Here is a 25,970-nt window from a genome sequence, read left to right as displayed (position 1 = left end):
CCGCGCAAGACGCATCACCCCAACAAGAAATGCCCAGATTCCTGGCCTCAGGTCAAAACCGAAACTACTTTACGGTTAACCCGGTCCTAATCCAGCCAGGCAACCGGTTGTTGCGCATAGGAAATATATAGGGGGTGTTTCGGGTGGCCGTCTTTGGACAGACCCAGATGGTACATCGGTATGCGTTGATTTCTTAGCAAACCCTTAACCGCAGGGCCGCGGCCCAGATGTGCGCCGTGGGTGCCCCACGCTGCAATCACTGTATCCGCCCAAGCCGCCGCTTTCAGCAATATCGCATCATTATCCGCACCCACAGGGTCTTTTGCTTTGCGCATCAGCTGTGGGCTGGTTTCACGCCATGCAAAAATATTCGAGACCTGAAACGCACCGTAGCCCAACGCACGCGCGCGGCGTTCGCATCTTTCCACGGTGGGGTCATTTGCCACCTCTGTCGCCTTTGACGGGTTCAGCATCACGAACAAGACTTTGGGTCTTGCGGGATCCCATACCCGGCTTAGGCTGTAGCGGTATCTTTCACAGTCCGAGTAAACAGCGACCGATGGTGCGTCGCCTTTGATATGGCGGCGGGTGATCACGTGTCTTGGGGGTGGTTAAACACGCGGGAGGGATGCAATTCGCCGGCTTTGAAACGACCAACGGCCACGGCGCGCCCCTCAAAGGATGCCCAAACCTCGTCACCATATTCCACGTTATGGGCAATCACCATGCCGGGGTTGCCGTTGCGCATCCGCACGGCTCCTTCCGGCGTGGCTTTTACCTCGGGCAAATCCTGCAACCCTTTTTCTAGCGGCAGCAGATGCGCGTCCAATGCATCCGTGCGGGCCATCTCTTCGATTTGCTCCATCGTCAGCCCGTCACTCGCCTCGAATGGCCCCGACCAAATGCGGCGCAGTTCACGGACATGGCCCAGACATCCCAAGGCCTGCCCCAAATCACGTGCGATGGACCGGACATAGCCGCCTTTGCCACAAACCATTTCCAAGGTCACATGATCGGCGTCAGGCCGGTCCGTCAGCAACAGACTTTCCACCCATAGGGGCCGCGCTGCCAACTCCATGGCTTCGCCCTCGCGGGCAAGCTTATAGGCGCGTTGCCCGTCGACCTTTACGGCTGAAAACTGCGGCGGGACCTGTTCAATATCGCCGACGAAAGCCGCCAATGCCGCCTTGATCGCATCGTCATCGGGGCGCAGATCGCTGGTTTCCAACACTTCGCCCTCTGCATCATCGGTATTGGTCGACACACCGAGACGCACGGTAAACTCGTATGCTTTCAACGCGTCCGTGATGTAGGGAACGGTTTTCGTCGCTTCACCCAATGCAATCGCCAACACCCCTGTGGCATCAGGGTCCAAGGTTCCCGCATGCCCGGCCTTGTTGGCATTCAGAGCCCACCGCACCTTGTTCACAACAGTGGTCGATGTCGGCCCGGCAGGTTTATCCACCACCAGCCAACCTGAAATATCCCGTCCCTTGCGTCTGCGCGCCATGTTTTCAACCCTATCTGATTTGGCTGCGTCCTATCAAAGCGCAGTCGTCTTTGCCCAGCCCGACTTCATTCCAAATGGAAAATAATCCTCGCCGAAGGCATAATAGTTCTTATTTTTCGAGGCTATTGGTCGACCACAACGCCGATAATCGGCCCCAGCGGGCTGAACCCGATATCGTTGCGCCCCAATTCAGGTGCGCGCATCCGCGAGATATTACCATCAAAATACAGCGCGTTGGGCAGCTTTAGCCGATCGCGGAAGAACACGCCGAAATCATAAAAGTTCACCACCCCGTTCGAGATTACGAAATATGCTTTCATCCCATCCGCGCTGGTCCCGACCCCATTGCGCACATAGCGCGAGGTGCCGTCTTTCAGAAACTTTGGGTGCAGTTTCCCGTCAATCACCAGCATGGGCCCGGATTGGGTGGCGCTTGTGCATTTGGGGGCTTGGCGCATGAACCGTTTGGTCTCAAACACGTCAGCCCGGCCCGCACGCAGGCATAGAACGCCGTTGGGGACCAAGCCAAAGTTGCCCGGCCCTGCGCTGCTGATCACCCGTTGGACCTGTTCGCCGTTCTCAAGATAATAGCCAACCGGCGCGCGATTGTCGTGATACATGCCTGCATTCATCGCAAAGCCCAGCCGTTTGCCCTGTTCTTTCAGCGCCTTATCCAAGGTGCTGAAATACCCGTAGGGGCTGCCATCGGCGGCATATAGAAACAGGCCCAGCTTATCGCGGGTCATATCGACCTCGCAGACACTATACCTGTTGTTCTCGTAGATCTCGTTCCGGCACGTTTCCGCGCCAGCTTGGCATGCTGTCCACCCCAGCAGTACAGCAATGGCCAGCAGGCGTGTCATGACGCGTCTTGGCTCGTATCGTCTGGGTCTGAATCGGGTGCCTCTGCATCGCGGCGGACCACGTCTTGCGCCAACATGCGCCGGGTGTCGTCCATCCGGTCAAAGGTCTCGTCCAGTTGAAAGCGCAGATCGGGCGCGAATTTCAGGACCAGTTTCTTTGACAGCAGCCGCCGCAGCTCGCCTTTGTTACGGGCCAGCAGCTTGAGGACATCCTCACGTCCTTCACCGCCCAATGGCAAAACGAATGCCGTCGCAACCTTTAGGTCGGACGAGGCGCGGACCTCGCCCACTGTGATTGACAGCCGGTTGAGTTCTGGGTCGTGGACATCGCCGCGCGCCAATACATCAGACAAGGCGCGGCGAATGGTTTCGCCGACGCGGAGTTGCCGTTGAGTGGGGCCGGAGCCCTCATGTGTTCTGTTCTTTGCCATATGCTTCATCTAAGGGGTCGCTGAGGTTTTGCCAAGCAGGTCGCCACGCGCTAAACCAAGCATGAAAAGGGAGCACAGCATGAGCAATACACCAGGCATCGCGATTACAGGCGCTTCGGGCCGCATGGGCCAGATGTTGATTGGGCAGGTTTCTGCCAATGACCGTGTGCATTTGGTGGGCGCGGTGGAACGTACGGGGCATCCTTGGGTGGGCCAGGACGTGGGCGTGGCCATGGGCGGTGCCGCCTTGGGTGTGATTGTGACCGATGATGCGCAAGCCGCAGTTGGCCCTGCACAGGCTGTCATCGACTTTACCGCGCCCGAGGCGACGCTGGCATTTGCCGCGATTGCTGCACAAGCGGGTACCGTTCATGTGATCGGCACGACGGGCATGACCGACGCCCAGATCGCCCAGCTTGAGCCGGCATCACGTCAGGCAGTCATTGTGCGGGCGGGCAATATGAGCCTTGGCGTCAATCTGCTGACGCAGCTTACAAAACGTGTCGCCGCCGCGCTGGACGAAGATTTCGATATCGAAATCATCGAGGCGCACCACAATCAGAAAGTTGATGCCCCTTCTGGCACGGCCCTGATGTTGGGCGAAGCCGCTGCCGAGGGGCGCGGCGTGGCATTGGCCGATGTCTCTGACCGCGGTCGCGATGGCATTACAGGCGCGCGCAAACGGGGCGATATCGGATTTACAGCGATTCGCGGCGGCGACATCGTCGGTGAACATGACGTGTTGTTCGCAGCGGCGGGCGAGCGGATCATATTGCGGCATGTCGCGTCTGATCGGGCGGTATTTGCGCGTGGCGCAATCAAAGCGGCGCTTTGGGGGCAGGGTAAGACACCCGGTCAATATGATATGCTGGATGTTTTGGGTCTGAACGACTGAAATATCTCTTAGGTTCAAAGCAACCCTAAACGCTTTGAACCTTTGCTTTGCTAGAATCGCTGTTGATCAGAAATCGACAGCGATTCCCTTTTTCTCCCAATCGCCATAGCGCACCGGCTCTGGTCCGTCTCTGCCGCCTAGTTCGGGCGGCAGTTCCATTTCTTGTGCTTTTTTGCGGCGCTCTGCGGCCTCGGCCAAAGCACGCTGCGCTGCGGGGGGCAGGTCTTGGGTAACCATCGGATTTGGCCCCGGCATTGGCTGAGGCGGCAAATCCGGGCCGGGTTCCGGCATGGGTTGGGGATCATGGGGCGGGCTTGGCATCGGTTTTTGGCCAGCTTTGGTCATCATCTCATCCTCTTGAGGCTACGGCCCCCTTGATATACGCCGTACATGCGCTCAGACAACCCGGGCGGTCAAAGCAAAAAGGCGTTTCGCATGTCAGATACCGGCGTTCAGGCCCGCAGAAGTGCGGTTTATCTTCTGGATATGATTTTAGGAGAAGAAAGCCTGATGTCCGAGCTGTTGGCCTCGGGGGTCTTGGATAAGCTGCCCCCGGATGATCGCGCCCGTGCACAGCGGCTTGCGCTGGATACCCTACGCGGGATGGAGCGTGCGGATCGCTTGTTGCAAAAACATCTGTCGAAATACCCGCCGCTGACGGTGCGCAACGCGCTGCGCGTGGGAACGGTTGAATTATGCCAAGGCGGTGCGCCACATGGTGTCGTGAATGCGATGGTTGAACTGGTCGCGAGCCACGGAAAGCTGGGCCACCTCAAGGGGCTGACCAACGCCGTGTTGCGCAAGATCGCCACCGAAGGGCCCGAGGCGTGGGAGGCATTGCGATCCCCCCGTTTGCCCAAGTGGCTGCGCGGCCCGCTGACCGAAGCATGGGGGCCTGAGGCGATGGCAGGCATCGAAGCTGCCCATTTTGCAGGTGCGCCGCTTGATCTGACGGCCAAGAAAGACCCAGCCGCCTTGGCCGAGGCTGTTGGCGGCGTGGTCTTGCCCACCGGATCGGTGCGCGTGAAAGATGCGGGCCAAGTGACCGCGATGCCCGGCTTTGCCGAGGGCGACTGGTGGGTCCAAGACGCCGCCGCTGCCTTGCCCGTCAAAATACTCGCCCCGCAAAAAGGCGAGGCCGTGCTGGACCTTTGCGCCGCACCGGGCGGCAAAACGATGCAATTGGCGGCTGCAGGGGCGCAGGTCACTGCCGTTGACAGCTCAAAACCGCGGATGCAGCGGGTGCGTGAAAACCTTGCCCGTGTGCATTTGCCGGCCAAGGTTGTCGTGGTGGATGCGCGCCGGTTTGAGGGACAGTTTGATGCGATTCTGCTGGATGCACCCTGTTCCGCAACCGGCACGATCCGCCGCCACCCCGACTTGCCACACGCCAAAGACGGCTCCGAATTCGGAGAGCTGATCGAGCTGCAATCCGAGATGATCGACCACGCGTGGTCCTTGCTGAACCCCGGCGGGCGCTTGGTCTTTTGCACCTGTTCGCTGCTGCCGGACGAGGGCGAAGTTCAGGTGGACGAAGCGCTGGAGCGTCATCCCGATATGTCGGTCGACCGTACGGCCTTAGAGATCGACGGCATTGATCCAGCGTGGGTCAGCTCCGAAGGGGGGCTACGGTTGCGGCCTGATTACTGGGCGGACCTTGGCGGCATGGACGGCTTTTATATTGCGTGTTTGCGCAAAGCGGGCTGATGGTTTTGCCTGAAAAGGCAAGGCTGTAAAAACTGTCCGTCAAAATGCGGTGACTTGGGGGAAATCTGCGCGTATGGTTTTCCAAACGCCACCAGAGCGTACAGGGACAGCAGTATGATGAGTACCAGTTTTCACGCGCGAAAGACGCAGTTTTTAAATCGATGGCACGCGCGCGCAACGGCCAAAATGAACGTTCAAGCCAAAGGATTCGTGTCGTCGCCCGAGCCGCGCACGATTGGGTCCTTTGCCCGTGGCAGGCAACTTATTGCCGGTAATCTGCTGTTTTCTGGTACATTAATCCAAGCACCTGATGCCGTATCGCTATGGGATGTCGCCATCACGGACCAGGAATTTGCCGAGGAATTGCACGGGTTCGCATGGCTTGATGATCTGGCTGCGGTTGGTGATCTCAAAGCGCGCGAAACGGCACAAAGGTGGCTTTGGGGCTGGATCGATCAATTCGGCAAAGGGCGCGGTATCGGCTGGACACCTGATCTGACCGGGCGGCGTCTGATCCGCTGGATCAACCATGCCCTGTTTATGTTGCGCGGTGTCGAACAGGATGAAAGCGATGCATTCTATCGGTCTTTGGCCGGGCAGACATATTTCCTATCCCGTCGTTGGCAGGCAGCGGCCCCCGGTTTGCCCCGGTTTGAGGCGCTGACTGGTTTGATTTACGCGGCGCTTTCGCTGGAAGGGCTGGAACATCTGGCTGATCCGGCGATCAAAGCATTGGCGCGTGAATGTGATGCCCGGATCGACGAACAGGGCGGGCTGCCAACGCGAAACCCCGAAGAACTGCTTCAGGTGTTTATGTTGCTCAGTTGGGCCGCAGCCGCGCTAAGCGACGCAGGGCGCGGCACGCCCAAGGCGCATATGGCCGCGATTGAGCGCATCGCCCCAACCCTGCGGACCCTGCGCCACTCCGATGGCAGTCTGGCCCGTTTTCATGGCGGCGGGCGCGGTGCCGAAGGGTGGCTGGATCACGCGCTATCGACGGCCAAGATCAAAACGCGGCAGCCTGACGGATTGTCGATGGGCTATGCGCGGCTGTCTGCGGGACGTACCAGCGTCATCATTGACGCAAGCACACCGCCCAGCGGGGCGGAATCGATGAATGCCCATGCCTCTGCCCTCGCGTTTGAGCTGACGTCGGGGCGCAGGCCCTTGATCGTAAACTGTGGGTCGGGCGCATCCTTTGGCGCAGAATGGCGCAGGGCGGGGCGCGCGACGCCGTCGCATTCCACATTGTCACTGGGGGGCTATTCCAGTGCACGATTGGCGGACCCGGATCGTCACACGGGCCAAGAGGCGCTGATTGAAGCGCCTACATATGTCCCGGTCGAGATTGAGGCCGTCGGTGATGGCACGAAATTTCAGGGCGGGCACAATGGATATGTCCCGGGCTTTGGTCTGACCCATGCGCGCACGATCGAATTGACCTATGATGGTCGCGCCGTCGCTGGCGAAGACATGCTGCTGGCCATGAAAGATTCCGAAAAGCGCCAATTTGACCGTGAAATGGACGCGGTAAAACTGAAAGGCATCCCGTTCGAGATTCGTTTTCACCTGCATCCGGATGTCGACGCGACCCTTGATCTGGGCGGTGCTGCAATTTCGATGGCACAAAAAAGCGGAGAGATTTGGGTGTTCCGTCATGACGGCACCCATAAACTGTCTTTGGAACCAAGTGTTTACCTTGAACGCAATCGTTTACGCCCCCGTGCATCTTTGCAAATTTTGCTTGCCGGGCGGGCCACAGCATATGCAACGCGGGTCAGGTGGTCCTTGTCCAAAGCGCAGGAAACTGCGATTGGCGTGCGAGATTTGTCACTAGACGATCCGTATGATGACCAAGACTGACCCAAGGAACCCCATTATGCCCGACCTGCACCCCGTATCCCGCGCGCTTCTTTCTGTTTCTGACAAGACCGGATTGGTCGAACTAGGGCGGGCGCTGGTGTCCCACGGGGTCGAATTGCTTAGCACCGGCGGGACCGCCAAGGCGTTGCGCGATGCAGGGTTGACGGTGAAGGACGTATCCGAGGTTACGGGCTTTCCCGAAATGATGGATGGCCGCGTTAAGACGCTGCACCCGGTCGTGCATGGCGGTTTGCTGGCGCTGCGTGACAATGACGAACATGTCGCCGCGATGGATCAGCACGGCATCGGCGCAATCGATCTGGTGGTGGTCAATCTGTACCCGTTCGAAGAAACGGTCGCCAAAGGTGCCGAATACGACGAAGTGATCGAGAATATCGATATCGGTGGCCCTGCGATGATCCGCTCTGCCGCGAAGAACCACGGCTTTGTCAATGTGATCGTTGATGTTGAAGATTACGATGTGGTGATTAAGGAACTTGGCGAAAACAACGGCCAGACATCTTATGCCTTGCGTCAGCGGTTGGCCCAAACGGCCTATGCCCGCACCGCGGCCTATGACACGGCCGTTAGCACTTGGATGGCAGCACAGGTTGGTGGCACGCCACGGCGTCGCACTGTTGGTGGCACCTTGGCGCAGACCCTGCGTTATGGCGAAAACCCGCATCAGTCGGCGGCGTTCTATACAGATGGATCGAAACGCCCCGGCGTCGCCACCGCGACCCAGCATCAGGGCAAGGAACTGTCCTATAACAACATTAACGACACAGATGCCGCTTACGAGCTGGTCAGCGAATTTGACCCGGCCCAAGGGCCAGCCTGCGCGATTATCAAGCATGCGAACCCTTGCGGTGTGGCGCGTGGCACGTCGATGGTGGACGCATATTCCCGTGCGTTTGACTGCGACCGGACATCGGCCTTTGGCGGAATTATCGCGTTGAACCAAACGCTTGATGGTGAAACAGCCGAGGCGATCAGCGAGATTTTTACCGAAGTTGTGATCGCCCCCGGTGCGACGGATGATGCCAAAGCGATCTTTGCCAAGAAAAAGAACCTGCGTTTGCTGACCACCAACGGTCTGGCGGACCCGACAGTCGCGGCGCTGGCGTTCCGCCAAGTGTCGGGTGGCTATCTGGTGCAGGACAAAGACGTGGGCCGGATCACTATGGACGACCTGAAAATCGTGACCAAGCGCCAGCCGTCGGATCAGGAACTTGCCGATATGATGTTTGCCTGGACCGTTGCCAAACACGTGAAATCCAACGCGATCATCTATGTCAAAGACGGCGCAACCGTTGGTGTCGGTGCCGGCCAGATGAGCCGCGTTGACAGCACGCGCATCGCGGCCCGCAAGGCCCAAGACATGGCAGAAGTCATGGGCCTGCCCGCACCATTGACCCAAGGGTCGGTTGTTGCATCCGATGCGTTCTTCCCCTTTGCGGACGGTCTGATCACTGCAGCCGAGGCTGGTGCCACAGCGTTGATCCAGCCGGGCGGGTCGATGCGCGATGACGAAGTGATTGCCGCCGCTGACGAGGCAGGGTTGGCCATGGTCTTTACCGGCATGCGTCATTTCCGGCACTAACGGTCAAAGCACAACTAAAAGGGTCGGCATGCGTATCATTTTCTGGGCGGGTTTCACTGCCTTTATTCTGGATCAGCTTAGCAAATACATCGTGATCCACATGATGGAGCTAAGCCGTATCCGCACGATTGATGTGCTGCCGCCCCTGATCAATTTTCGCTATGGCGAAAACCGGGGTATCAATTTCGGCTTGTTTGGTGATGGGTCCGATGCCAGCCGGTGGATATTGATCGCGCTGGCCTGCGCGATATGTGTGGGTATTCTGGTTTGGGCCTACCGGCACGCCATGGGTTATTGGGCCAAAGTCAGCGCAGGCTTGCTGATTGGCGGTGCTTTGGCGAATGTCGTGGACCGGCTGCTATATGGCTATGTCCTTGATTTTCTGAATATGTCCTGCTGCGGGATCAACAACCCGTTCGTCTTCAACATCGCGGATGTGTTTATCTTTGCGGGCGCGATCGGGTTGATATTCTTTACCTCTGATCCCAAGACTGCGCCCAGCAAACCCGTTAAAAAAGGCCAGTGACATTGGCCGCCTGCCTGCGTTAGGTATGTGCAGACCTCAAGGAGATCCGTCATGCGCATTGTCGCCGCTCTTGTTTTGATATCGCTAGCGCTTGCTGGCTGTGCCAACGATGGTTTGCGTGACATTCGTGGATCGGCCATGGGCCCTGACGAATTCATGGTCCAGCCTGTGAAACCCTTGGCTGAACCTACCAATTATACCGATTTGCCACCGCCGACGCCCGGTCAGGCCAATCTGACAGATCGCAACGCCATAGCCGAAGGTATCGTTGCCTTTGGTGGCCGCCCCGAGGCGGCAGCGGGCGGTATTCCGGCCAGCGATGGTGCCTTGGTCCAACAGGCCAGCCGCTTTGGCGTGGCACCTGCCATCCGCCAGGAGCTGGCTGAAACAGACGCCGAATTCCGCAAGCGCAGGGGCCGGTTCACACAGTTCAAAATCGTCTCGACGGATCGCTACAATCAGGTCTATCGCGGGCAATCCCTTGATGCCGCGGCCGAGGCTGAACGCTGGCGCAATGCGGGTGCACGCACGCCTTCTGCCCCTCCGGCAGATTGATCTAATACGCGCGTCCTGCTGCCGCCTTATGTCTGCGGCGTAATTACAAATCTGTTAGGTCTCTTGATCGCCCCGCACGGTGGCGTAAGTAAGGTCGTGCAGGACCCTGCTTAAAGGACCAACCATGATCAGATTTCCGGCTTTTGCCGCGTTCGTTTCATTTCTACTGCCTGCCTCGTTCGCGCTTGCGGCACAGAATGAGGCCGTAACCCATTTTACCTTGGACAACGGGATGGAGGTGGTGGTCATCGAAGATCACCGGTCCCCGTCGGTTCAGCAAATGGTCTGGTACAGGGCAGGGTCTGCGGACGAACCCAAGGGATCATCCGGCGTCGCGCATTTCCTTGAGCATCTGTTGTTCAAAGCGACAGATAAAATGGAATCCGGTGAGTTTTCGGCAACGGTGGCTAAGAATGGCGGCCGTGATAATGCATTCACCAGCTACGATTACACTGCGTATTTCCAACGTGTTGCCGCCGACCGTTTGGAACTGATGATGCAAATGGAATCGGACCGGATGAAAAACATTCGCCTGACCCATGAAGACATCGAAACCGAACGCGATGTCATCATCGAAGAACGCAACCAACGTACCGAAAACGACCCCGGCGCATTGTTCCAAGAGCAAATGAGCGCGGCGCAATATCTGAACCACCGATATGGCACACCCGTGATTGGCTGGATGCATGAAATGCGCACGCTTGATCTGGAAGACGCGCTTGGCTTTTACGGGCTGTATTATTCACCCAACAACGCAATTTTGGTGGTGTCCGGTGACGTAGAACCAGCAGAGGTTCACCGTCTGGCCGATAAATATTACGGCGTAATCCCGGCCAACCCCGACCTGCCAGAGCGGTTGCGCACCCAAGAGCCGCCGCAGACTGCTGAACGGCGCGTAATCTTTCGCGATCCGCGGGTCGCGCAGGAATATGTCAGCCGGTCCTATCTGGCACCCGAACGCGATCCGGGGGACCAAACGACCGCAGCCGCTTTGACGATATTGGCCGAAATACTGGGGGGTGGGACAACGTCCTATCTGGCGGAAAAACTGCAGTTTGATACGCAGGTCGCCACGTATTCTTCGGCCTATTACCAAGGCCAGGCTTTGGATGACACAACCTTTGATTTGGTCGTGGTGCCGCGCCCCGATGTGACGTTGAAAGCCGCCGAAGACGCGATGGATGTCGCCATCTCCACCTTTTTGAAAGAGGGCGTCGACCCTGAACAGCTTAAGCGTATCAAAGCGCAGATGCGTGCCGAACAGATATATTCACGCGACAGTGCAGAACGCGTGGCCAACCGCTATGGCCGCGCCTTGGCAATCGGGTTGAGCGTGCAGGACGTGCACGACTGGCCAGATGTCCTTGAGGCGGTCACCGCCGAAGACATCATGCAAGCCGCCCGCGACGTTTTTAACCCAGCGGCATCCGTTACAGGATGGCTGATGCGCGAAGAGGTGACCCAATGAGACTGATATACGCATTTATCCTGACCGTGCTGGTGGCCATGCCCGCCCGGGCCGAGGTTAATATTCAACAGGTCACATCCCCCGGCGGGCTGAAGGCCTGGCTGGTCGAAGAACCGTCGATCCCCTTTGTGGCGCTGGATATATCGTTTCGCGGCGGCGCGTCCCTTGAGGTCGCAGACAAACGCGGTGCGATAAATTTGATGACAGCCTTGCTGGAGGAGGGCGCAGGTAGCATGGACGCGCGGGAATTCGCACGGGCGGCGGAGGGTCTCGCATCGAGCTTCAGGTTCAGCGTCGATGATGATGAGCTGAATGTATCGGCGCGGTTTCTGACCGAAAATCAGGACGCATCGGTGGCGCTGTTAAAAGCAGCCCTGCAAAACCCCAGCTTTGATGCAGACGCGATTGAACGGGTACGTGGCCAAGTCTTGTCGAGCATCCGGTCCAGCGCGAAAGACCCCGGTGATATTGCACGTAAAACCATGGATGAATTGCTTTATGGGGATCATCCCTATGGCTCGTCGTTAAATGGCACGGTTGAGACAGTGACCAATTTGACGCGCGATGATCTGGTTGCGGCCCATCGCGATGTGCTGGCCCGTGATCGCATTTTTATTGGCGCAGCGGGTGATATCACCCCTCAGGCATTGGGCATTTTGCTGGATGATCTGCTGGGCGGGCTGCCTGAAACAGGGGCACCACTCCCCGCGCGTGCAGAAGTAAATGTTCCGTCCGGCGTCACTGTTGTTGATTTCGCCACGCCGCAATCCGTAGCGCTGTTTGCGCAAAAAGGGATTGCGCAGAAAGACGACGATTGGTTCGCGGCTACGGTGATGAACCACATTTTAGGCGGAGGATCATTTGAAAGCCGTCTGATGGCCGAAGTGCGCGAAAAACGCGGCCTGACCTATGGTGTCTATTCCTATCTGGTGCCGATGGATTTGGCCGAGACCTACCAAGGGTCGGTCAGTTCGGCCAATGACCGCATTGCAGAAGCGATCAGCGTGATCCGGGATGAGTGGAGGAAAATGGCTGAAAATGGTGCGACCCAGCAAGAGTTGGAGGATGCCAAAACCTATATCACCGGATCATATCCGCTGCGCTTTGACGGAAACCAGCAGATTGCGGGGATTCTGGTTGGGATGCAGATGCTGGGCCTGCCCATTGATTACATCGCAACCCGCAACGACAAAGTTGACGCAGTCACCCTAGAAGATGTGCGCCGGGTCGCGGGGGAGCTGCTGGACCCCGAGGGTTTGGCGTTTGTCGTTGTCGGCCAGCCCGAGGGGCTTGAGACAACAGCCGCCAACTAGGACGGGACCCAATTGAGGCGCTGACGCGCCGCATGATGTTTGGCCGGACCCTAGGGGTCCGGCGTGCCTTCGGCGAGGATATTTAAAAGCCAGAGAAGAGATCCGGACTTATTCGCCGTAGGGGATCCAGATGTTTTTCACTTCGGTGGATGCCTGCAGGAATGCATGCCCTTCGCCGGACGCGCTGGACCAGTCGCGGGCTTGGCCATTGTTGACCCATGTCCGTTTGAGGTTTTGCGCCGAGGCCTGTTCGATCAACTGGCTGAGCGGTTCTGCACCAAAGCTCCAGACCGCATCGACATCCATGTGGCGTGCCATTGTTTCGGCAAGATCCGGGTGCGGGCCGGTCAGGATATTGACCACGCCTGCCGGGACGTCAGAGGTTTCCAGCACTTGCACGAAATCGGTTGCTGATAGCGGGAATGGCGTGCTGGCGGCCAGAATGACGCGGTTGCCCATGGCGATGGCGGGGGCCATGCAGGAGATTAGGCCAAGTAAGGGGGCCTCATCCGGGCAGATGGTGCCGATGACGCCCACCGGTTCTTTCATGGCGAGGGCTGCGCCGCGCATGGGGACACCGTGCACTTGGCCATCATACTTGTCGGCCCATGCGGCATAGGTAAACAGGCGGCTGATTGATGCCGCGACTTCCTTTGCGCCGGACTTGCCACCTTGCATGGCATCAATCCTGCCTGCGAATTCGTCGCTTCGGGCGGCCAGGTTTTCCGCGATGTAATACAGGATTTGCGCCCGCAGATGTCCGGTTGTTTTGCTCCAGCCTTTTGCAGCATGGGCGGCTTCGACTGCGTTGCGCACGTCTTTGCGCCCTGCCAAGGATACATGGCCCAGCGGCCCGCCGGATTTGCCCCAGACCGGCGCGGATTGCCCGCCGTCCGGGCGCGCTTGTTTCCCGCCGATATACAGCTTGGCCGTGCGGTCTATACCACCCTCTGGGCTACCCTTCCCTTGCATCGGGGAGGGCGTTTTCAGGGGCTTCGGATCGCCTTTCGGCTTGGTATAGGCGGCCAGACCTTCCCATCCGCCTTCGCGGCCAAAGCCGCTTTCGCGCACGCCGCCGAACCCGGCTGCGGCATCAAGCATATTGGTACCGTTGATCCAGACCACGCCTGCAACCAGCTTGGGCGCGATATCGAGGGCAAGGTTGATGTTCTCGGACCAGATCGTCGCGGCAAGGCCGTAGCGGGTGTTATTTGCGACCGCGATGGCCTCTTCTGGGGTGCGGAAAGTTGTCGACACCAGAACGGGGCCAAAGATTTCCTCTTGCATCAAGGTGTCGGCGGGGTTGAGGCCCGTGATAAGCGTGGGTGGGTAAAAGCAGCCGCTGCTGGGAATATTACTTGTGGTAAAGACGTCGCCAGCGTCGTTCGATGCGACCAAGTCAGTGACCCGTTGCACCTGCACGGGGTCGACCAATGCGCCGACGTCGATGGATTTGTCCAAGGGATTGCCAACGCGCAGTTTCGTCATCCGGGTGCGCAGTTTGGCATAGAAACGATCGGCAATGGGTTCGTGAACGAGCAACCGCGAACCGGCGCAGCAGACCTGCCCCTGATTGAACCAGATCGCATCCACCAGCCCCTCGACCGCTGAATCCAGATCAGCGTCGTCAAACACGATATAGGGCGATTTGCCCCCCAACTCGAGGGTCAGTGCCTTGCCGCTGCCCGCTGTTGCTTCGCGGATACGGCGGCCCACGGCTGTTGAGCCAGTAAAGGCGATTTTATCTACCTCGGCGCTCACGATCATTTCGCCCACGGCCCCATCACCGGTCACGATATTCACGACACCTTTGGGCAATCCTGCCTGTTGGCAGAGATCGGCAAACATCATCGCCGTAAGCGACGTATATTCGGCGGGTTTCAAGACCACGGTATTACCCATGGCCAACGCAGGTGCGACTTTCCATGCCAACATCAGCAGCGGGAAATTCCATGGAATAATCTGGCCGCACACGCCTAGCGCCTGCGCATCGGGCAATTCGCTTTCCATCAGTTGCGCCATCCCGGCGTGATAATAGAAATGACGCTGTGCCAAGGGGATATCCACATCGCGGGCTTCGCGGATCGGTTTGCCGTTGTCCAATGTCTCAAGCACTGCAAACAGACGGCTGTGTTTTTGCAGCAGTCGCGCAATCGCATACAGGTATTTCGCGCGCTCATGACCTGTAAGCTTTGCCCATTTGGGCTGTGCTTTGCGGGCGGCGGCCACGGCTGTATCAACCTCGCCCTGGGTCGCTTGCGCCAGGTTGGCCAATACGTTGCCATTCGCCGGATTGCGGCTTTCAAAGTCGTCTCTGGCCTTCGTGAACTCACCATCAATAAAATGGCCAAATCGGCTGCCCTGATCAACCAACCACGCCAGGGCATCAGCAGCGGATTCCGGGGCAACCCCATAGTCCATGGTCTCATAGATTTCGGAAACGCTCATGGCTTCACCCTTTTTCAAATACTCAAATTCAACACCCGCTACAGGCGGCTTAGCTGATGGCGTGGCGATAGCTTGCGGAATAGCTGCCGGTCACGTGATGCTCTAGCTGCCGTTCAATATCGCCCAGCAGGGACGACGCGCCAAAGCGGAACAGATCGGGCCGCAGCCAGCGATCGCCCAGCTCTTCCTTGATCAAGGCCAGATATGTGATCGCGTCTTTCGCCTTTGATATGCCGCCCGCAGGTTTATAGCCGACGCGGATACCGGTCCGGTCAAAATAGTCGCGAATGGCGCGGATCATCACCAGCGTGACGGGCAAGGTGGCGTTCACGCTTTCCTTGCCGGTCGAGGTTTTGATAAAATCCGCCCCTGCCATCATGCACACCAGTGATGCGCGCGCGACATTGCGCAGGCTGCCCAACTCGCCTGTTGCCAGAATTGCTTTTACATGTGCGTCGCCGCAGGCAGCCCGAAAGGCGCGCATCTCGTCATAGAGTGCTTGCCAATCGCCCGACAGAACATGGCGGCGCGAAATGACGATGTCGATTTCTGTCGCGCCTTCGGCCACGCTCATCTCAATCTCTTTGATGCGCAGCTCGAACGGGGACAGGCCGGCGGGAAATCCGGTTGATACGGCGGCGATGGGGATATTGGTGCCGGAAAGGGCCGCCTTCGCCGGGGCAATCATTTCATGATAGACGCAAACGGCACCGACGGTGATCGGCTCCATGCCCAAGGCTTTCATCAATTGCGGGGATACAGGTTGCCGGGCTTTGGCGCACAGTCGTTGCACCCTGCGTGCGGTGTCATCGCCGGACAATGTCGTCAGATCGATACAAGTGATGGCGCGCAGCAGCCATGCGGCTTGGTGATCTTTCTTCACAGACCTGCGTGCGGCGATGCTGGTGGCACGGCGCTCCACGGCGGATGTGTTGACTTGAACGGACCGGACCCAATCCATGTCTAGGGGCATGCCCGGATTGCGCGGCTCTGTCACTTGGGGCAGATGGCTTTGCGCGATGTCGGTCGGGGTTGTCACATGTGTGGACATGGGCGTCTTCCTGTTTAATCAGACGTGCAAAATGACATGGGTGATGCTTGCTTTGCAACCACAACGCCCCCAACGTCACGCCGCTGTTAGCTGCCGCGATAGGTTGAATAGCCGAACGGGGAAAGCAAAAGCGGCACGTGGTAATGCGCGTCGGGGTCCGAGATGCCAAAACGCAGCGGGATTACATCCAGAAACCGTGGTGTTTCTGGCGGGGTTCCGATGGCATCCAGATAATCACCTGCTTCGAACACCAGCTCGTATGTGCCGGGGGCAAATTGATCTTTTGGCAGGATCGGCGTGTCTGTTCGGCCATCGGCGTTGGTCACCATCTGGGCAAGGTGGGCACGTTTGTCGCCGTCGATACGGTACAGCGTAATGGTAAGCCCGCTGGCGGGCATCCCCCGCGCAGTATCAAGGACATGGGTCGTTAGGTAGCCGTCTGCCATGAGGTCGGTCTTTCGTTAAGTTATTTGCAGTGCAGGATAGGGGCCGCACCAACAGCGTCAATGGCTGTCATACGCCCAAGTTACACGCGTTGAGCAAGGAAAATGCCAAACTGATTCGTTTTTGTTTTGACCCGCGAATCATCCTTGGCTTATATGGATGTCACAAGTGATCGGATGCGCCGCATGCCAGCGGGGCCAAATAAGTCCGAGGCTTGTGCGCCGGGGAACAGAATAACGACATTCGAGCACGCCATGATAAAATGGTGACTTTAGGACGGGGACCGGCAGGACTGATCGTACCACGTGTATATCAGCGGCCCCTGTCCACATTAAGCGCCACAGCCCCGCCCAGTTTGAAGAGTATCAGATCGGCCAGCGCCCGAGAATTCCCGAAGAACAAGCGAGCAGGGCCAATACGCGCGGATCTGGCAACGGGCTGACCTTTTGAACAGGTCAGCCTTTTGTATTTTTTGCAGGTTGGATTCTTGCAATTGGTCCGCTTGGCAATGCACTGTGAACGGCGTTGAACAAAGGACAGGACAATGAACCGCTACCCTCGTGATTTTCAGGGCTATGGCCCCACACCGCCCGATGCGCAATGGCCCGGCGGTGCCCGCATCGCAGTTCAGTTCGTGGTGAATTACGAAGAGGGCGGCGAGAATAACATCCTGCACGGCGACGCCGCATCAGAGGCGTTTTTGTCTGAAATCGTCGGTGCGGCACCTTGGCCGGGTCAACGTCATTGGAACATGGAATCAATCTATGATTACGGCGCGCGGGCAGGGTTCTGGCGCTTGCACCGCTTGTTTACCGGTGCCGATATCCCCGTAACCGTTTACGGCGTCGCCAGCGCATTGGCGCGGTCCCCCGCGCAGGTCGAGGCGATGAAAGAGGCGGGTTGGGAAATTGCCAGTCACGGTCTGAAATGGATCGACTACAAGGATCACAACGCTGAAACCGAAAGCGCAGATATCGCCGAAGCAATTCGCCTGCATCGCGAAGTTGTGGGTACTGCCCCGCGCGGTTGGTACACGGGGCGCAGCTCGGTCAACACTGTCGCCTTGGCCGCCGAAACAGGCAGCTTCGATTATATTTCGGACACCTATGACGATGATCTGCCCTATTGGATGCAGGTGGCCGGTGGGGACCAGTTGATTATCCCCTACACGCTGGACTGCAACGACATGCGGTTCGCCACGCCTCAGGGGTTTAATTCCGGCGATCAGTTTTACACATATCTACGCGATACCTTTGACGCGCTGTATGCCGAAGGCACCGATGGCGCGGCCAAGATGATGTCGGTCGGCCTGCATTGTCGCCTTGTTGGCCGCCCGGGCCGCATTCAGGCGCTGAAACGGTTTATCGATTATATCAAAGGTTTTGAGGGGGTCTGGACCCCGCGCCGCATTGATATCGCAGACCATTGGCGCGCCACCCATCCGCCTAAACATCCCCTGCGGATTGACCAATTGAACCGCGCTGAGTTTGTCGCGAAATTCGGCGGCGTGTTTGAGCATTCCGCGTGGATCGCCGAACGTGCGTATGATCTGGAGCTTGGCCCGGCCCATAACAGCGTTGCGGGTATTCATAACGCGTTGGCCCGTATGTTCCGGTCGGCCAGCCACGATGAACGCTTGGGCGTGCTGACCGCGCACCCTGATCTGGCGGGCAAACTGGCCGCAGCCAAGCGCCTTACCGCAGAAAGCACGGCGGAGCAGGGCAGCGCTGGGCTGGATGCGCTCACCGATGCGCAACGCGCAAAGTTCACTGAACTGAACGAGGCCTATGTCGCCAAGCACGGTTTTCCGTTCATCATCGCCGTGAAAGACCACGACAAGGACGGGATCCTGCGTCACTTTGAGGCGCGGATATCCAATGACAGCCAAACCGAATTTGAAACCGCCTGCCTGCAGGTCGAACGCATCGCACGTCTGCGATTGGAAACTATGCTATGACCTATGCCTTCCCCCCCGGCGGATTACCGGACCAATCGCAATCTCCCGAAAGCACGGCGGTGTTTACGGATGCCTATGCGGTGATCCCCGCGTCGGTGCAGCGCGATATCGTCACTAGCTTTCTGCCTGGCTGGACCAATACACGCGTCTGGGTCTTGGCACGCCCGCTAAGCGGTTTTGCCGAAACATTCGCGCAATACGCGCTAGAGCTTGCCGCGGGCGGCGGCAGCGACACGCCCGAACCTGACCCCGATGCCCAAACGGTGCTTCTTGTGGCCCATGGCACGGCACGTCTGACCATTGGCGACGACGCCTTTGATCTAATCCCCGGTTCCTATGTCTATCTGCCACCGGCTGCGGACTGGACCCTTTGGAACAGCGCCGATGTGCCTTGCGGCATTCACTGGGTACGCAAACGCTATGTCCCGGCCGAGGGGCTGCAATCACCGCAAGCCTTCGTGACCCACGACAATGACGTGCCCCAAACCGCCATGCCGGATACGGATGGCGCATGGGCCACGCAGCGCTTTGTTGATCCGTCGGATTTGCGCCACGACATGCACGTGAACATTGTCACGTTCCAGCCGGGCGGGCTGATCCCCTTTGCAGAAACCCATGTGATGGAGCACGGGCTATACGTGCTGCAAGGGACCGCTGACTATTTGCTGAACCGCGACTGGGTGCCCGTGGTGCCGGGCGATTTCATGTGGCTGCGCGCGTTCTGCCCCCAAGCTTGCGTTGCGACAGGAACCGAACCGTTCCGCTACTTGCTGTACAAGGATGTGAACCGCCACATGCCACTGACCTTATGAGCCGCGTTATCAAAGTTGAGCCGTTGACCGCGGACGCCTTTGCGCCGTTCGGGGACATTGTGGATGCGTCTGGCAGCCCAGACAAAATGATCAACGGCGGGCTATGTGGCCGGCACCACGATCTGGCGACGCTTGATTTCGGGACAGACGGGCGCGCGGGGATCAGCGTGTTTAACGCTCAAGCCCGCAGCCTGCCCTATACGCTGGACCTTCTCGAACGGCATCCCGAGGGGTCACAAGCCTTTATTCCCATGACGGCAGCCCCGTTTCTGGTCATCGCGGCCCCCGACAAAGATGGTATTCCCGGCACCCCACGGGCCTTTATGACGGCCCCCCATCAGGGCATAAATTTCGCCCGCGGCACTTGGCATGGTGTGCTTACTCCGCTGGCAACGCCCGGCATATTTGCTGTGATTGACCGTATTGGAAATACCGCAAACCTTGACGAATTCGCGCTGGACCCGCCCTATACGATCACGACCTAAGGTAAAAAACACGGACCGCGCAAAATTGCGGCCACTTTTCAACGAGGGAAATACATATGACTAGTAACGCCATCGGGACGCCAGAACAGCTGCGCGATCCAAATTACACCCCACCCCTAAGCCGTGCCATTCCGCTGGGTATCCAGCATGTTCTGGCGATGTTTGTGTCGAATGTGACACCTGCGATCATCGTTGCGGGGGCCGCTGGTTTCGGCTTTGGGTCAAACTCACCTGACTTTCCGGAGCTGCTGTATCTGATCCAGATGTCGATGCTGTTTGCGGGCGTCGCGACGTTGTTGCAGACGTTTACACTTGGACCCATCGGCGCAGGTCTGCCCATCGTTCAGGGCACATCGTTCGCCTTTATTCCGATCATGATTCCGCTGGTTGCGGGCAAGGGCGTTGACGGCCTTGCCGCGTTGTTTGGTGGTGTTATCATCGGCGGTATCTTCCACGCCTTCCTTGGTTTGTTCATCGGTAAAATCCGTTTTGCCCTGCCGCCGCTGGTCACGGGCCTTGTGGTTACAATGATCGGTCTTGCCTTGGTCAAGGTCGGTATCCAATACGCCGCAGGCGGTGTTCCTGCGATTGGCACACCGGAATATGGCAGTCTGCTGAACTGGTCTGCGGCGCTCGTGGTGATTGTCGTTACCTTGGGGATCAAGTTCTTCACCAAGGGCATGCTGTCCATCTCGGCGGTACTGATCGGCCTGATCGTCGGCTATCTCTATGCGCTTGGCGTGGGCATGCTGACCGTTGATGCCATTACAGGTTCCTGGGGCCGCTCCGCAGCCTTTGCCCTACCGAACCCCTTTAAATATGGGTTTGAATTCTCGGCAGCAGCAGTCATCGGCTTTTGCTTGATGGCCTTTATCTCGGCCATTGAAACCGTGGGCGACGTATCGGGCGTCACCAAAGGTGGCGCGGGCCGCGAGGCGACGGATAAAGAAATCCAGGGGGCGACCTATGCTGATGGTGTGGGTACGGCCGTTGCCGGCATCTTTGGCGGTCTGCCAAATACCTCGTTCAGCCAGAACGTCGGCCTGATCGCGATGACAGGCGTCATGAGCCGCCACGTCGTGACAATCGGTGCCATCTTCCTGATCATCTGCGGCCTTGTGCCCAAGGTTGGCGCGATTATCCGCACAATCCCGATCGAGGTTCTGGGCGGCGGCGTGATCGTCATGTTCGGCATGGTCGTCGCGGCGGGTATGTCGATGCTGTCTGATGTGAACTGGAACCGGCGCAACATGGTGATCTTTGCAATCTCCATCTCCATCGGTCTGGGCTTGCAATTGGAACCGGGTGCTGTTCAACACCTGCCAGCAACGCTCAAAATCCTGATGACCAGCGGCCTGCTCCCCGCAGCCCTGATCGCCATCGTCCTAAACCTTCTGCTCCCCAACGAGCTGGCCGAGGAATCGACCGAAGAAGTTTCGGGCGGGATGTCAGGCAGTTCCAAAGGCAGCTTGCCACACTAAAAAACCTGCCAGAGGGGGTCTTGTCTTCTCTGGCTCTTAAATATCCCTGCCGGAGGCATCCGCGCTTTCGACCAAGCGCGCCACCGGCGGCCCTATTCCAACCGCCAAACCAAGGATTCCAAAATGTACGATATGGCCGCCATGGGCGCTTGGATCGAATTCGCTGTCCGCTGGGTGCATGTCATCACGGGCATCGCCTGGATTGGCTCATCGTTTTATTTCATCGCCCTTGATCTGGGGCTGCACCGGGATCGGAATTTGAAATCCGGCGCGGATGGCGAAGAATGGCAGGTCCACGGCGGCGGGTTCTACCACGTGCAGAAATACCTCGTTGCGCCGGCGCAGATGCCCGATGATCTGGTCTGGTTCAAATGGGAAAGCTATTCCACATGGCTCTCGGGCTTTGCGCTGTTGATCCTTGTCTATTATCTGAGCGCTGAATTTTACCTTGTCGATCCTGCCGTGGCCGATCTGGCCATTTGGCAAGCGGTGGGCATTTCGATGCTGTCGCTCGCATTCGGCTGGATCGTTTATGATCTGATCTGCAAAAGCAGGTTTGGCGATAACAACACCCGGTTGATGATCGGCCTCTATGTGATCCTTGTCGGCATGGCGTATTTCTACACCTCGGTGTTTTCCGGCCGTGCAGCCCTGCTGCATCTGGGCGCGTTCACCGCGACGATCATGTCGGCCAATGTGTTTTTCATCATCATGCCGAACCAGCGTATCGTGGTGGCCGACCTCAAGGCCGGGCGCACGCCGGATGCGAAATACGGCAAGATCGCCAAACAACGCAGCACGCATAACAATTACCTCACGCTGCCGGTGATTTTCTTGATGCTGTCCAACCACTACCCATTGGCCTTCGCGTCTGAAATGAATTGGTTAATCGCGGCACTGGTGTTTTTGATGGGCGTGACGATCCGCCATTATTTCAACAGCCTGCATTCGCGGGCGGGCAATCCCACATGGACATGGTTGGCCACGGCGCTGTTGTTCATCACGATCATCTGGCTGTCCACAGCCCCCATGTTCCGCATCGCTGAACCCGAGGAAGCATCAGGCCCCGCGCTGCGCTTTGCCGCTGCTGACGGGTTTGATGAGGTTCATGATATTGTGATGGGCCGGTGCAGCATGTGCCACGCGGCAGAGCCGTCTTGGGATGGCCTGCTTTGGGCCCCCAAGGGCGTGCGGCTCGAGACGGAACACCAGATCGCCAAAGCGGCAAAACAAATCTATCTGCAAGCGGGTGTGACCCATGCGATGCCCCCTGCAAACCTAAGCTATATGCGCGCCGAAGAACGTGCGCAGATCGTTGCATGGTACCAAGCGGCAATGCGCCCGTAGGGTGGGTGCCAACCCACGCGCCGCTCCTTTGCCACTTTCAGAATCGCGTGCAACTATGCTAGTTCTAGCGCTATGGCACATCCAAACCCCAATATACGCGATGTAGCACCGGTTATCCGGCAGCTTGATGAATCGGCAATCAACCGCATCGCAGCGGGCGAGGTGGTTGAACGCCCCGCCTCGGCCGTTAAGGAGCTGGTCGAGAACGCCATTGATGCTGGCGCGCGTCAGATCACCGTGGAATATGCCGACGGTGGCAAGACGCTGATCCGCGTGACAGATGACGGCTGCGGCATCGCAGCGGGGGATTTGACCCTTGCGCTGTCCCGCCATGCGACCTCCAAAATTGACGGCTCGGATCTGCTGAACATCCACACCTTCGGGTTCCGTGGCGAGGCATTGCCGTCGCTAGGTGCCGTTGGCCGGCTGACCATCACCAGCCGCGTTGCGGGCCAAGACGGGGCCGAGATTACCGTGAATGGTGGTCAAACCGGCCCTGTGCGCCCCGCCGCATTGAACGGGGGCACGGTCGTCACCCTGCGCGATTTGTTTTTCGCCACGCCCGCACGTCTGAAATTCCTGCGCACCGACCGGGCCGAGGCGCAGGCCATCGCCGATATCATCAAACGTCTGGCCATGGCCGAACCTTTCGTGCGCTTCACTCTGCGCGATGTGTCCGGCGACGGGCCGGGCCGCGAAGTGTTCCGCGCCGAGGCTGAACAAGGCGATATGTTTGCCGCACTGCACGGGCGTTTGGCGCAGGTCTTGGGGCGCGAATTTGCAGATAACTCCCTACCCATCGATGCCGAACGCGAGGGGCTGCACCTGACAGGTTTTGCTGCCCTGCCGACCTATTCGCGGGGTACGGCGGTGGCGCAGTATTTGTTCGTGAACGGGCGCCCTGTACGGGACAAGCTGCTGGTGGGCGCGCTGCGGGGCGCTTACTTTGACCTACTTAGCCGTGACCGCCATCCGGCGGCTGCACTGTTTATCGATTGCGACCCGACGTTGGTGGACGTGAACGTGCACCCGGCCAAGTCTGAGGTGCGTTTTCGTGACCCCGGTCTTGCGCGCGGGTTGATTGTATCGGGCCTGCGTCACGCCTTGGCGGATGCGGGGCACCGCGCCTCGACCACGGTGGCGGACGCGACATTGAGCGCGATGCGCCCCGAGCAAACAGGCGCGCGCGTCTATCAGATGGACCGCCCTTCGCTAGGTGCGCGCACTGCCGCCTATCAGGCGCAATCCCCCGGATTTGCCGAGACGGCTGGCACGTGGGGCCGGGTGGAAACCCCAGCTGATCCAGTGACCGAAGAACCGCAAGAGGCCCCTGATTACCCACTGGGTACGGCACGGGGTCAGGTACACGAGAATTACATTATCGCCCAAACCGCGACGGGCATGGTCATCGTCGATCAGCACGCCGCGCATGAACGTTTGGTCTATGAAAAACTGAAACGGCAGATGGCTGAAAACGGCGTCGCCGCACAGGCGTTGCTGATCCCCGAGATTGTCGATCTGTCGGCATCCGATTGCGCGCGACTGCTGGATGTCGCGGAGGAACTGGCCAAACTGGGTCTGAGCATTGAGGCCTTTGGCGGCAGCGCCATCGCCGTGCGCGAAACGCCAGCGATCTTGGGCACGGTGGATGCCAAGGCGATGATCTTGGACATCCTTGACGAACTCGCTGATCAAAACGAAAGCAACACCGTTCAGGCCCGGATCGAGGCGATCCTAAGCCGTGTTGCCTGTCACGGGTCGATCCGATCAGGCCGCTGGATGCGCGGCGAGGAAATGAACGCCCTGCTGCGCGAGATGGAAGCAACCCCGCATTCCGGCCAATGCAACCACGGGCGCCCGACCTATGTTGAGCTGAAACTCAGCGATATTGAACGGCTGTTCGGGCGCACATGATCCAGATTGGCGGGCAAAGCTATGCGTTGGATGATCCGCGCGTTTTGATCGGGGTTGGGGCGGCGGTGCTCGCACTCTTGGTCGTGATCTTGCTGATCATGGCGGTACGGGCGGCTGGCAGATCAGCGCGGATGGTCGAGCCGTTGGCGCGGCAGATGCAGGTCATGGGGGGCCATGTGCAGCAGCTTGGCATGGGGCAGGAACAATTGCGCGGTGGCCTGCAAACGGTGTCTGACACGCAGGCCAATGCGCAAACCCAAATGGTGCAAAGCATCGAGGCGCGGATGGCCCATGTGCAACAGCAGATGCAGGACCGGCTGGCCGAGAACGCCGCGCGGTCCGCCCGTAGTCTGGCGGAAATGCAGGAACGCATGACCGAAACCCTGCACGGGTCGTCAAAACAAACCACGACCAGTCTTACCCAGCTTCAAGAACGGTTGGCCGCGATCGACAAGGCGCAGGACAACATCACCAAGCTTTCGGGCGATGTGCTGTCGCTCCAAGACATCCTGAGCAACAAACAGACGCGCGGCGCGTTTGGGGAAATCCAGCTGAACGACATCGTGTCCAAGGCGCTGCCCAGCGACAGCTATACGATGCAAGCGACGCTTTCCTCGGGCAAGCGCGCCGATTGTCTGATCCATCTGCCAAACCCGCCCGGCCCCATCGTGATCGATAGCAAATTCCCGTTGGAAGCCTATGAGGCGCTGCGCAAGGCCAAGTCCGACTACGAGGTCAAAGACGCGGCCCGTGCCATGCGGGTCGCTGTCAAAGCGCACATCAACGCGATCAGCAGCAAGTATATCATCGAAGGCGAAACGGCAGATGGCGCGCTGATGTTCCTGCCGTCCGAGGCTGTTTATGCCGAGCTGCACGCGAATTTCCCAGAACTGGTGCGCGAGGGCTTTGCCGCGCGGGTCTGGATCGTGTCACCGACCACCTGCATGGCCACGCTGAACACCATGCGGGCGATTTTGAAAGACGCGCGTATGCGTGAACAGGCAGGGGCCATTCGCAAAACGCTGAAAATGCTGCACCGCGATGTTGAGATTGTCGTGGAACGTGTGGGCAAGCTGAACACCCATTTCGGGCAGGCGCGGGCCGATCTAGAAGGGTTGGGAACGGCGGCAGAACGTGCTGGAAAGCGTGCTGCCCGCTTGGACAACTTTGATTTTGAAGAAGTTTCCGACCAAGACAGCACGATTGTGCCATTGGCCAAGCCCGGCCACGATGGCACGCCCTAGCTTTGTGCTGGCCCCTTCATAAGGACACCCGTCAATATAATTGACCAGCAATT

General features: G+C 58.6%; 23 protein-coding genes. 15 read left to right on the top strand and 8 right to left on the bottom strand.

The features are described from left to right. Positions 1-86: 86 nt before the first annotated feature. The 4 genes from AADJ11_RS00285 to rbfA all read right to left on the bottom strand — a co-directional run bounded on the left by AADJ11_RS00285 (position 87) and on the right by rbfA (position 2,804). On the bottom strand, positions 87-596 hold the full coding sequence (locus tag AADJ11_RS00285; protein ID WP_341232565.1) for a DUF1643 domain-containing protein: 510 nt from the start codon (positions 594-596) through the stop codon (positions 87-89). After that, positions 593-1,510 (bottom strand): tRNA pseudouridine(55) synthase TruB, encoded by a 918-nt coding sequence (truB, locus tag AADJ11_RS00280; protein ID WP_341232564.1) that lies wholly within the window; start codon positions 1,508-1,510, stop codon positions 593-595. The genes AADJ11_RS00285 and truB overlap by 4 nt, the downstream gene beginning before the upstream one ends. Before the next feature lie 122 nt (positions 1,511-1,632). Then, positions 1,633-2,373, bottom strand: a complete 741-nt coding sequence (locus AADJ11_RS00275; RefSeq protein WP_341232563.1) for a phosphodiester glycosidase family protein — start codon at positions 2,371-2,373, stop codon at positions 1,633-1,635. Beyond that, complete coding sequence (gene rbfA / locus AADJ11_RS00270; RefSeq protein WP_341232562.1) at positions 2,370-2,804, bottom strand: 30S ribosome-binding factor RbfA; 435 nt, start codon at positions 2,802-2,804, stop codon at positions 2,370-2,372. The genes AADJ11_RS00275 and rbfA overlap by 4 nt, the downstream gene beginning before the upstream one ends. Positions 2,805-2,883: 79 nt before the next feature. On the opposite strand from rbfA, the gene dapB reads away from it, so the two are divergent. Then, on the top strand, positions 2,884-3,699 hold the full coding sequence (gene dapB / locus AADJ11_RS00265; protein WP_341232561.1) for a 4-hydroxy-tetrahydrodipicolinate reductase: 816 nt from the start codon (positions 2,884-2,886) through the stop codon (positions 3,697-3,699). Positions 3,700-3,765: 66 nt separating this feature from the next. Here the strand turns inward: dapB and AADJ11_RS00260 are convergent, their stop codons facing one another. Continuing rightward, a complete protein-coding gene (locus AADJ11_RS00260) occupies positions 3,766-4,044 on the bottom strand; it encodes a DUF1674 domain-containing protein (protein WP_341232560.1) in 279 nt (92 codons plus the stop codon). Positions 4,045-4,134: 90 nt separating this feature from the next. Between AADJ11_RS00260 and AADJ11_RS00255 the strand changes: the two genes are divergently transcribed. The 7 genes from AADJ11_RS00255 to AADJ11_RS00225 all read left to right on the top strand — a co-directional run bounded on the left by AADJ11_RS00255 (position 4,135) and on the right by AADJ11_RS00225 (position 12,734). Continuing rightward, entirely contained in the window at positions 4,135-5,406 is a 1,272-nt protein-coding gene (locus AADJ11_RS00255) for an RsmB/NOP family class I SAM-dependent RNA methyltransferase (protein ID WP_341232559.1), read from the top strand. A gap of 114 nt (positions 5,407-5,520) precedes the next feature. Then, positions 5,521-7,269, top strand: a complete 1,749-nt coding sequence (locus AADJ11_RS00250) for a heparinase II/III family protein (RefSeq protein WP_341232558.1) — start codon at positions 5,521-5,523, stop codon at positions 7,267-7,269. 16 nt (positions 7,270-7,285) lie between these two features. Beyond that, the gene (gene purH, locus AADJ11_RS00245; protein ID WP_341232557.1) at positions 7,286-8,872 is read left to right on the top strand and encodes a bifunctional phosphoribosylaminoimidazolecarboxamide formyltransferase/IMP cyclohydrolase; all 1,587 of its coding nucleotides are present in this window, start codon (positions 7,286-7,288) and stop codon (positions 8,870-8,872) included. Between the two features lie 28 nt (positions 8,873-8,900). Further along, positions 8,901-9,398, top strand: a complete 498-nt coding sequence (gene lspA, locus AADJ11_RS00240) for a signal peptidase II (protein WP_341232556.1) — start codon at positions 8,901-8,903, stop codon at positions 9,396-9,398. 51 nt (positions 9,399-9,449) lie between these two features. Further along, on the top strand, positions 9,450-9,953 hold the full coding sequence (locus AADJ11_RS00235) for a DUF3035 domain-containing protein (RefSeq protein WP_341232555.1): 504 nt from the start codon (positions 9,450-9,452) through the stop codon (positions 9,951-9,953). Positions 9,954-10,077: 124 nt separating this feature from the next. Continuing rightward, positions 10,078-11,421, top strand: a complete 1,344-nt coding sequence (locus AADJ11_RS00230) for a pitrilysin family protein (protein ID WP_341232554.1) — start codon at positions 10,078-10,080, stop codon at positions 11,419-11,421. Further along, on the top strand, positions 11,418-12,734 hold the full coding sequence (locus AADJ11_RS00225; protein ID WP_341232553.1) for a pitrilysin family protein: 1,317 nt from the start codon (positions 11,418-11,420) through the stop codon (positions 12,732-12,734). The genes AADJ11_RS00230 and AADJ11_RS00225 overlap by 4 nt, the downstream gene beginning before the upstream one ends. Before the next feature lie 108 nt (positions 12,735-12,842). Here the strand turns inward: AADJ11_RS00225 and AADJ11_RS00220 are convergent, their stop codons facing one another. The 3 genes from AADJ11_RS00220 to uraH form a co-directional block, all read right to left on the bottom strand. Further along, positions 12,843-15,182, bottom strand: a complete 2,340-nt coding sequence (locus AADJ11_RS00220; protein WP_341232552.1) for an aldehyde dehydrogenase family protein — start codon at positions 15,180-15,182, stop codon at positions 12,843-12,845. A gap of 49 nt (positions 15,183-15,231) precedes the next feature. Continuing rightward, complete coding sequence (deoC, locus tag AADJ11_RS00215) at positions 15,232-16,233, bottom strand: deoxyribose-phosphate aldolase (protein ID WP_341232551.1); 1,002 nt, start codon at positions 16,231-16,233, stop codon at positions 15,232-15,234. An 86-nt stretch (positions 16,234-16,319) separates the two neighbouring features. Further along, the gene (gene uraH, locus AADJ11_RS00210; protein WP_341232550.1) at positions 16,320-16,679 is read right to left on the bottom strand and encodes a hydroxyisourate hydrolase; all 360 of its coding nucleotides are present in this window, start codon (positions 16,677-16,679) and stop codon (positions 16,320-16,322) included. 542 nt (positions 16,680-17,221) lie between these two features. Between uraH and puuE the strand changes: the two genes are divergently transcribed. The 7 genes from puuE (at position 17,222) to rmuC (ending at position 25,917) form a co-directional block, all read left to right on the top strand. Further along, positions 17,222-18,634, top strand: a complete 1,413-nt coding sequence (puuE, locus tag AADJ11_RS00205) for an allantoinase PuuE (protein ID WP_341232549.1) — start codon at positions 17,222-17,224, stop codon at positions 18,632-18,634. Next, the gene (locus AADJ11_RS00200; RefSeq protein ID WP_341232548.1) at positions 18,631-19,446 is read left to right on the top strand and encodes a bifunctional allantoicase/(S)-ureidoglycine aminohydrolase; all 816 of its coding nucleotides are present in this window, start codon (positions 18,631-18,633) and stop codon (positions 19,444-19,446) included. The genes puuE and AADJ11_RS00200 overlap by 4 nt, the downstream gene beginning before the upstream one ends. Beyond that, positions 19,443-19,931, top strand: coding sequence for an ureidoglycolate lyase (locus AADJ11_RS00195; RefSeq protein WP_341232547.1), 489 nt, complete (start codon positions 19,443-19,445; stop codon positions 19,929-19,931). The genes AADJ11_RS00200 and AADJ11_RS00195 overlap by 4 nt, the downstream gene beginning before the upstream one ends. 56 nt (positions 19,932-19,987) lie before the next feature. Beyond that, a complete protein-coding gene (locus tag AADJ11_RS00190; RefSeq protein ID WP_341232546.1) occupies positions 19,988-21,412 on the top strand; it encodes a nucleobase:cation symporter-2 family protein in 1,425 nt (474 codons plus the stop codon). A 123-nt stretch (positions 21,413-21,535) separates the two neighbouring features. Then, positions 21,536-22,759 (top strand): urate hydroxylase PuuD, encoded by a 1,224-nt coding sequence (locus AADJ11_RS00185; RefSeq protein ID WP_341232545.1) that lies wholly within the window; start codon positions 21,536-21,538, stop codon positions 22,757-22,759. Positions 22,760-22,831: 72 nt separating this feature from the next. Continuing rightward, positions 22,832-24,673, top strand: a complete 1,842-nt coding sequence (mutL, locus tag AADJ11_RS00180) for a DNA mismatch repair endonuclease MutL (protein ID WP_341232544.1) — start codon at positions 22,832-22,834, stop codon at positions 24,671-24,673. Continuing rightward, entirely contained in the window at positions 24,670-25,917 is a 1,248-nt protein-coding gene (gene rmuC / locus AADJ11_RS00175; RefSeq protein ID WP_341232543.1) for a DNA recombination protein RmuC, read from the top strand. The genes mutL and rmuC overlap by 4 nt, the downstream gene beginning before the upstream one ends. The last annotated feature ends 53 nt before the right edge of the window (positions 25,918-25,970 follow it).

This window comes from uncultured Sulfitobacter sp., from assembly GCF_964021855.1.
Taxonomy (GTDB): domain Bacteria; phylum Pseudomonadota; class Alphaproteobacteria; order Rhodobacterales; family Rhodobacteraceae; genus Sulfitobacter.
Note: the sequence above shows the minus strand (reverse complement) of the source record. Positions and strands in the feature narration are given on the sequence as shown.

What these genes read in the sequence shown, in the direction of transcription:
- AADJ11_RS00255 (WP_341232559.1), top strand. Translation starts at nt 4,135, where the DNA reads ATGTCAGATACCGGCGTTCAGGCCCGCAGAAGTGCGGTTTATCTTCTG.
- AADJ11_RS00250 (WP_341232558.1), top strand. Translation starts at nt 5,521, where the DNA reads ATGATGAGTACCAGTTTTCACGCGCGAAAGACGCAGTTTTTAAATCGA.
- AADJ11_RS00260 (WP_341232560.1), bottom strand. Translation starts at nt 4,044, where the DNA reads ATGACCAAAGCTGGCCAAAAACCGATGCCAAGCCCGCCCCATGATCCC.
- AADJ11_RS00275 (WP_341232563.1), bottom strand. Translation starts at nt 2,373, where the DNA reads ATGACACGCCTGCTGGCCATTGCTGTACTGCTGGGGTGGACAGCATGC.
- deoC (WP_341232551.1), bottom strand. Translation starts at nt 16,233, where the DNA reads ATGTCCACACATGTGACAACCCCGACCGACATCGCGCAAAGCCATCTG.
- AADJ11_RS00185 (WP_341232545.1), top strand. Translation starts at nt 21,536, where the DNA reads ATGTACGATATGGCCGCCATGGGCGCTTGGATCGAATTCGCTGTCCGC.
- rmuC (WP_341232543.1), top strand. Translation starts at nt 24,670, where the DNA reads ATGATCCAGATTGGCGGGCAAAGCTATGCGTTGGATGATCCGCGCGTT.
- AADJ11_RS00195 (WP_341232547.1), top strand. Translation starts at nt 19,443, where the DNA reads ATGAGCCGCGTTATCAAAGTTGAGCCGTTGACCGCGGACGCCTTTGCG.
- AADJ11_RS00235 (WP_341232555.1), top strand. Translation starts at nt 9,450, where the DNA reads ATGCGCATTGTCGCCGCTCTTGTTTTGATATCGCTAGCGCTTGCTGGC.
- uraH (WP_341232550.1), bottom strand. Translation starts at nt 16,679, where the DNA reads ATGGCAGACGGCTACCTAACGACCCATGTCCTTGATACTGCGCGGGGG.
- puuE (WP_341232549.1), top strand. Translation starts at nt 17,222, where the DNA reads ATGAACCGCTACCCTCGTGATTTTCAGGGCTATGGCCCCACACCGCCC.
- AADJ11_RS00225 (WP_341232553.1), top strand. Translation starts at nt 11,418, where the DNA reads ATGAGACTGATATACGCATTTATCCTGACCGTGCTGGTGGCCATGCCC.
- purH (WP_341232557.1), top strand. Translation starts at nt 7,286, where the DNA reads ATGCCCGACCTGCACCCCGTATCCCGCGCGCTTCTTTCTGTTTCTGAC.
- dapB (WP_341232561.1), top strand. Translation starts at nt 2,884, where the DNA reads ATGAGCAATACACCAGGCATCGCGATTACAGGCGCTTCGGGCCGCATG.
- mutL (WP_341232544.1), top strand. Translation starts at nt 22,832, where the DNA reads ATGGCACATCCAAACCCCAATATACGCGATGTAGCACCGGTTATCCGG.
- AADJ11_RS00230 (WP_341232554.1), top strand. Translation starts at nt 10,078, where the DNA reads ATGATCAGATTTCCGGCTTTTGCCGCGTTCGTTTCATTTCTACTGCCT.
- AADJ11_RS00200 (WP_341232548.1), top strand. Translation starts at nt 18,631, where the DNA reads ATGACCTATGCCTTCCCCCCCGGCGGATTACCGGACCAATCGCAATCT.
- truB (WP_341232564.1), bottom strand. Translation starts at nt 1,510, where the DNA reads ATGGCGCGCAGACGCAAGGGACGGGATATTTCAGGTTGGCTGGTGGTG.
- lspA (WP_341232556.1), top strand. Translation starts at nt 8,901, where the DNA reads ATGCGTATCATTTTCTGGGCGGGTTTCACTGCCTTTATTCTGGATCAG.
- rbfA (WP_341232562.1), bottom strand. Translation starts at nt 2,804, where the DNA reads ATGGCAAAGAACAGAACACATGAGGGCTCCGGCCCCACTCAACGGCAA.
- AADJ11_RS00220 (WP_341232552.1), bottom strand. Translation starts at nt 15,182, where the DNA reads ATGAGCGTTTCCGAAATCTATGAGACCATGGACTATGGGGTTGCCCCG.
- AADJ11_RS00190 (WP_341232546.1), top strand. Translation starts at nt 19,988, where the DNA reads ATGACTAGTAACGCCATCGGGACGCCAGAACAGCTGCGCGATCCAAAT.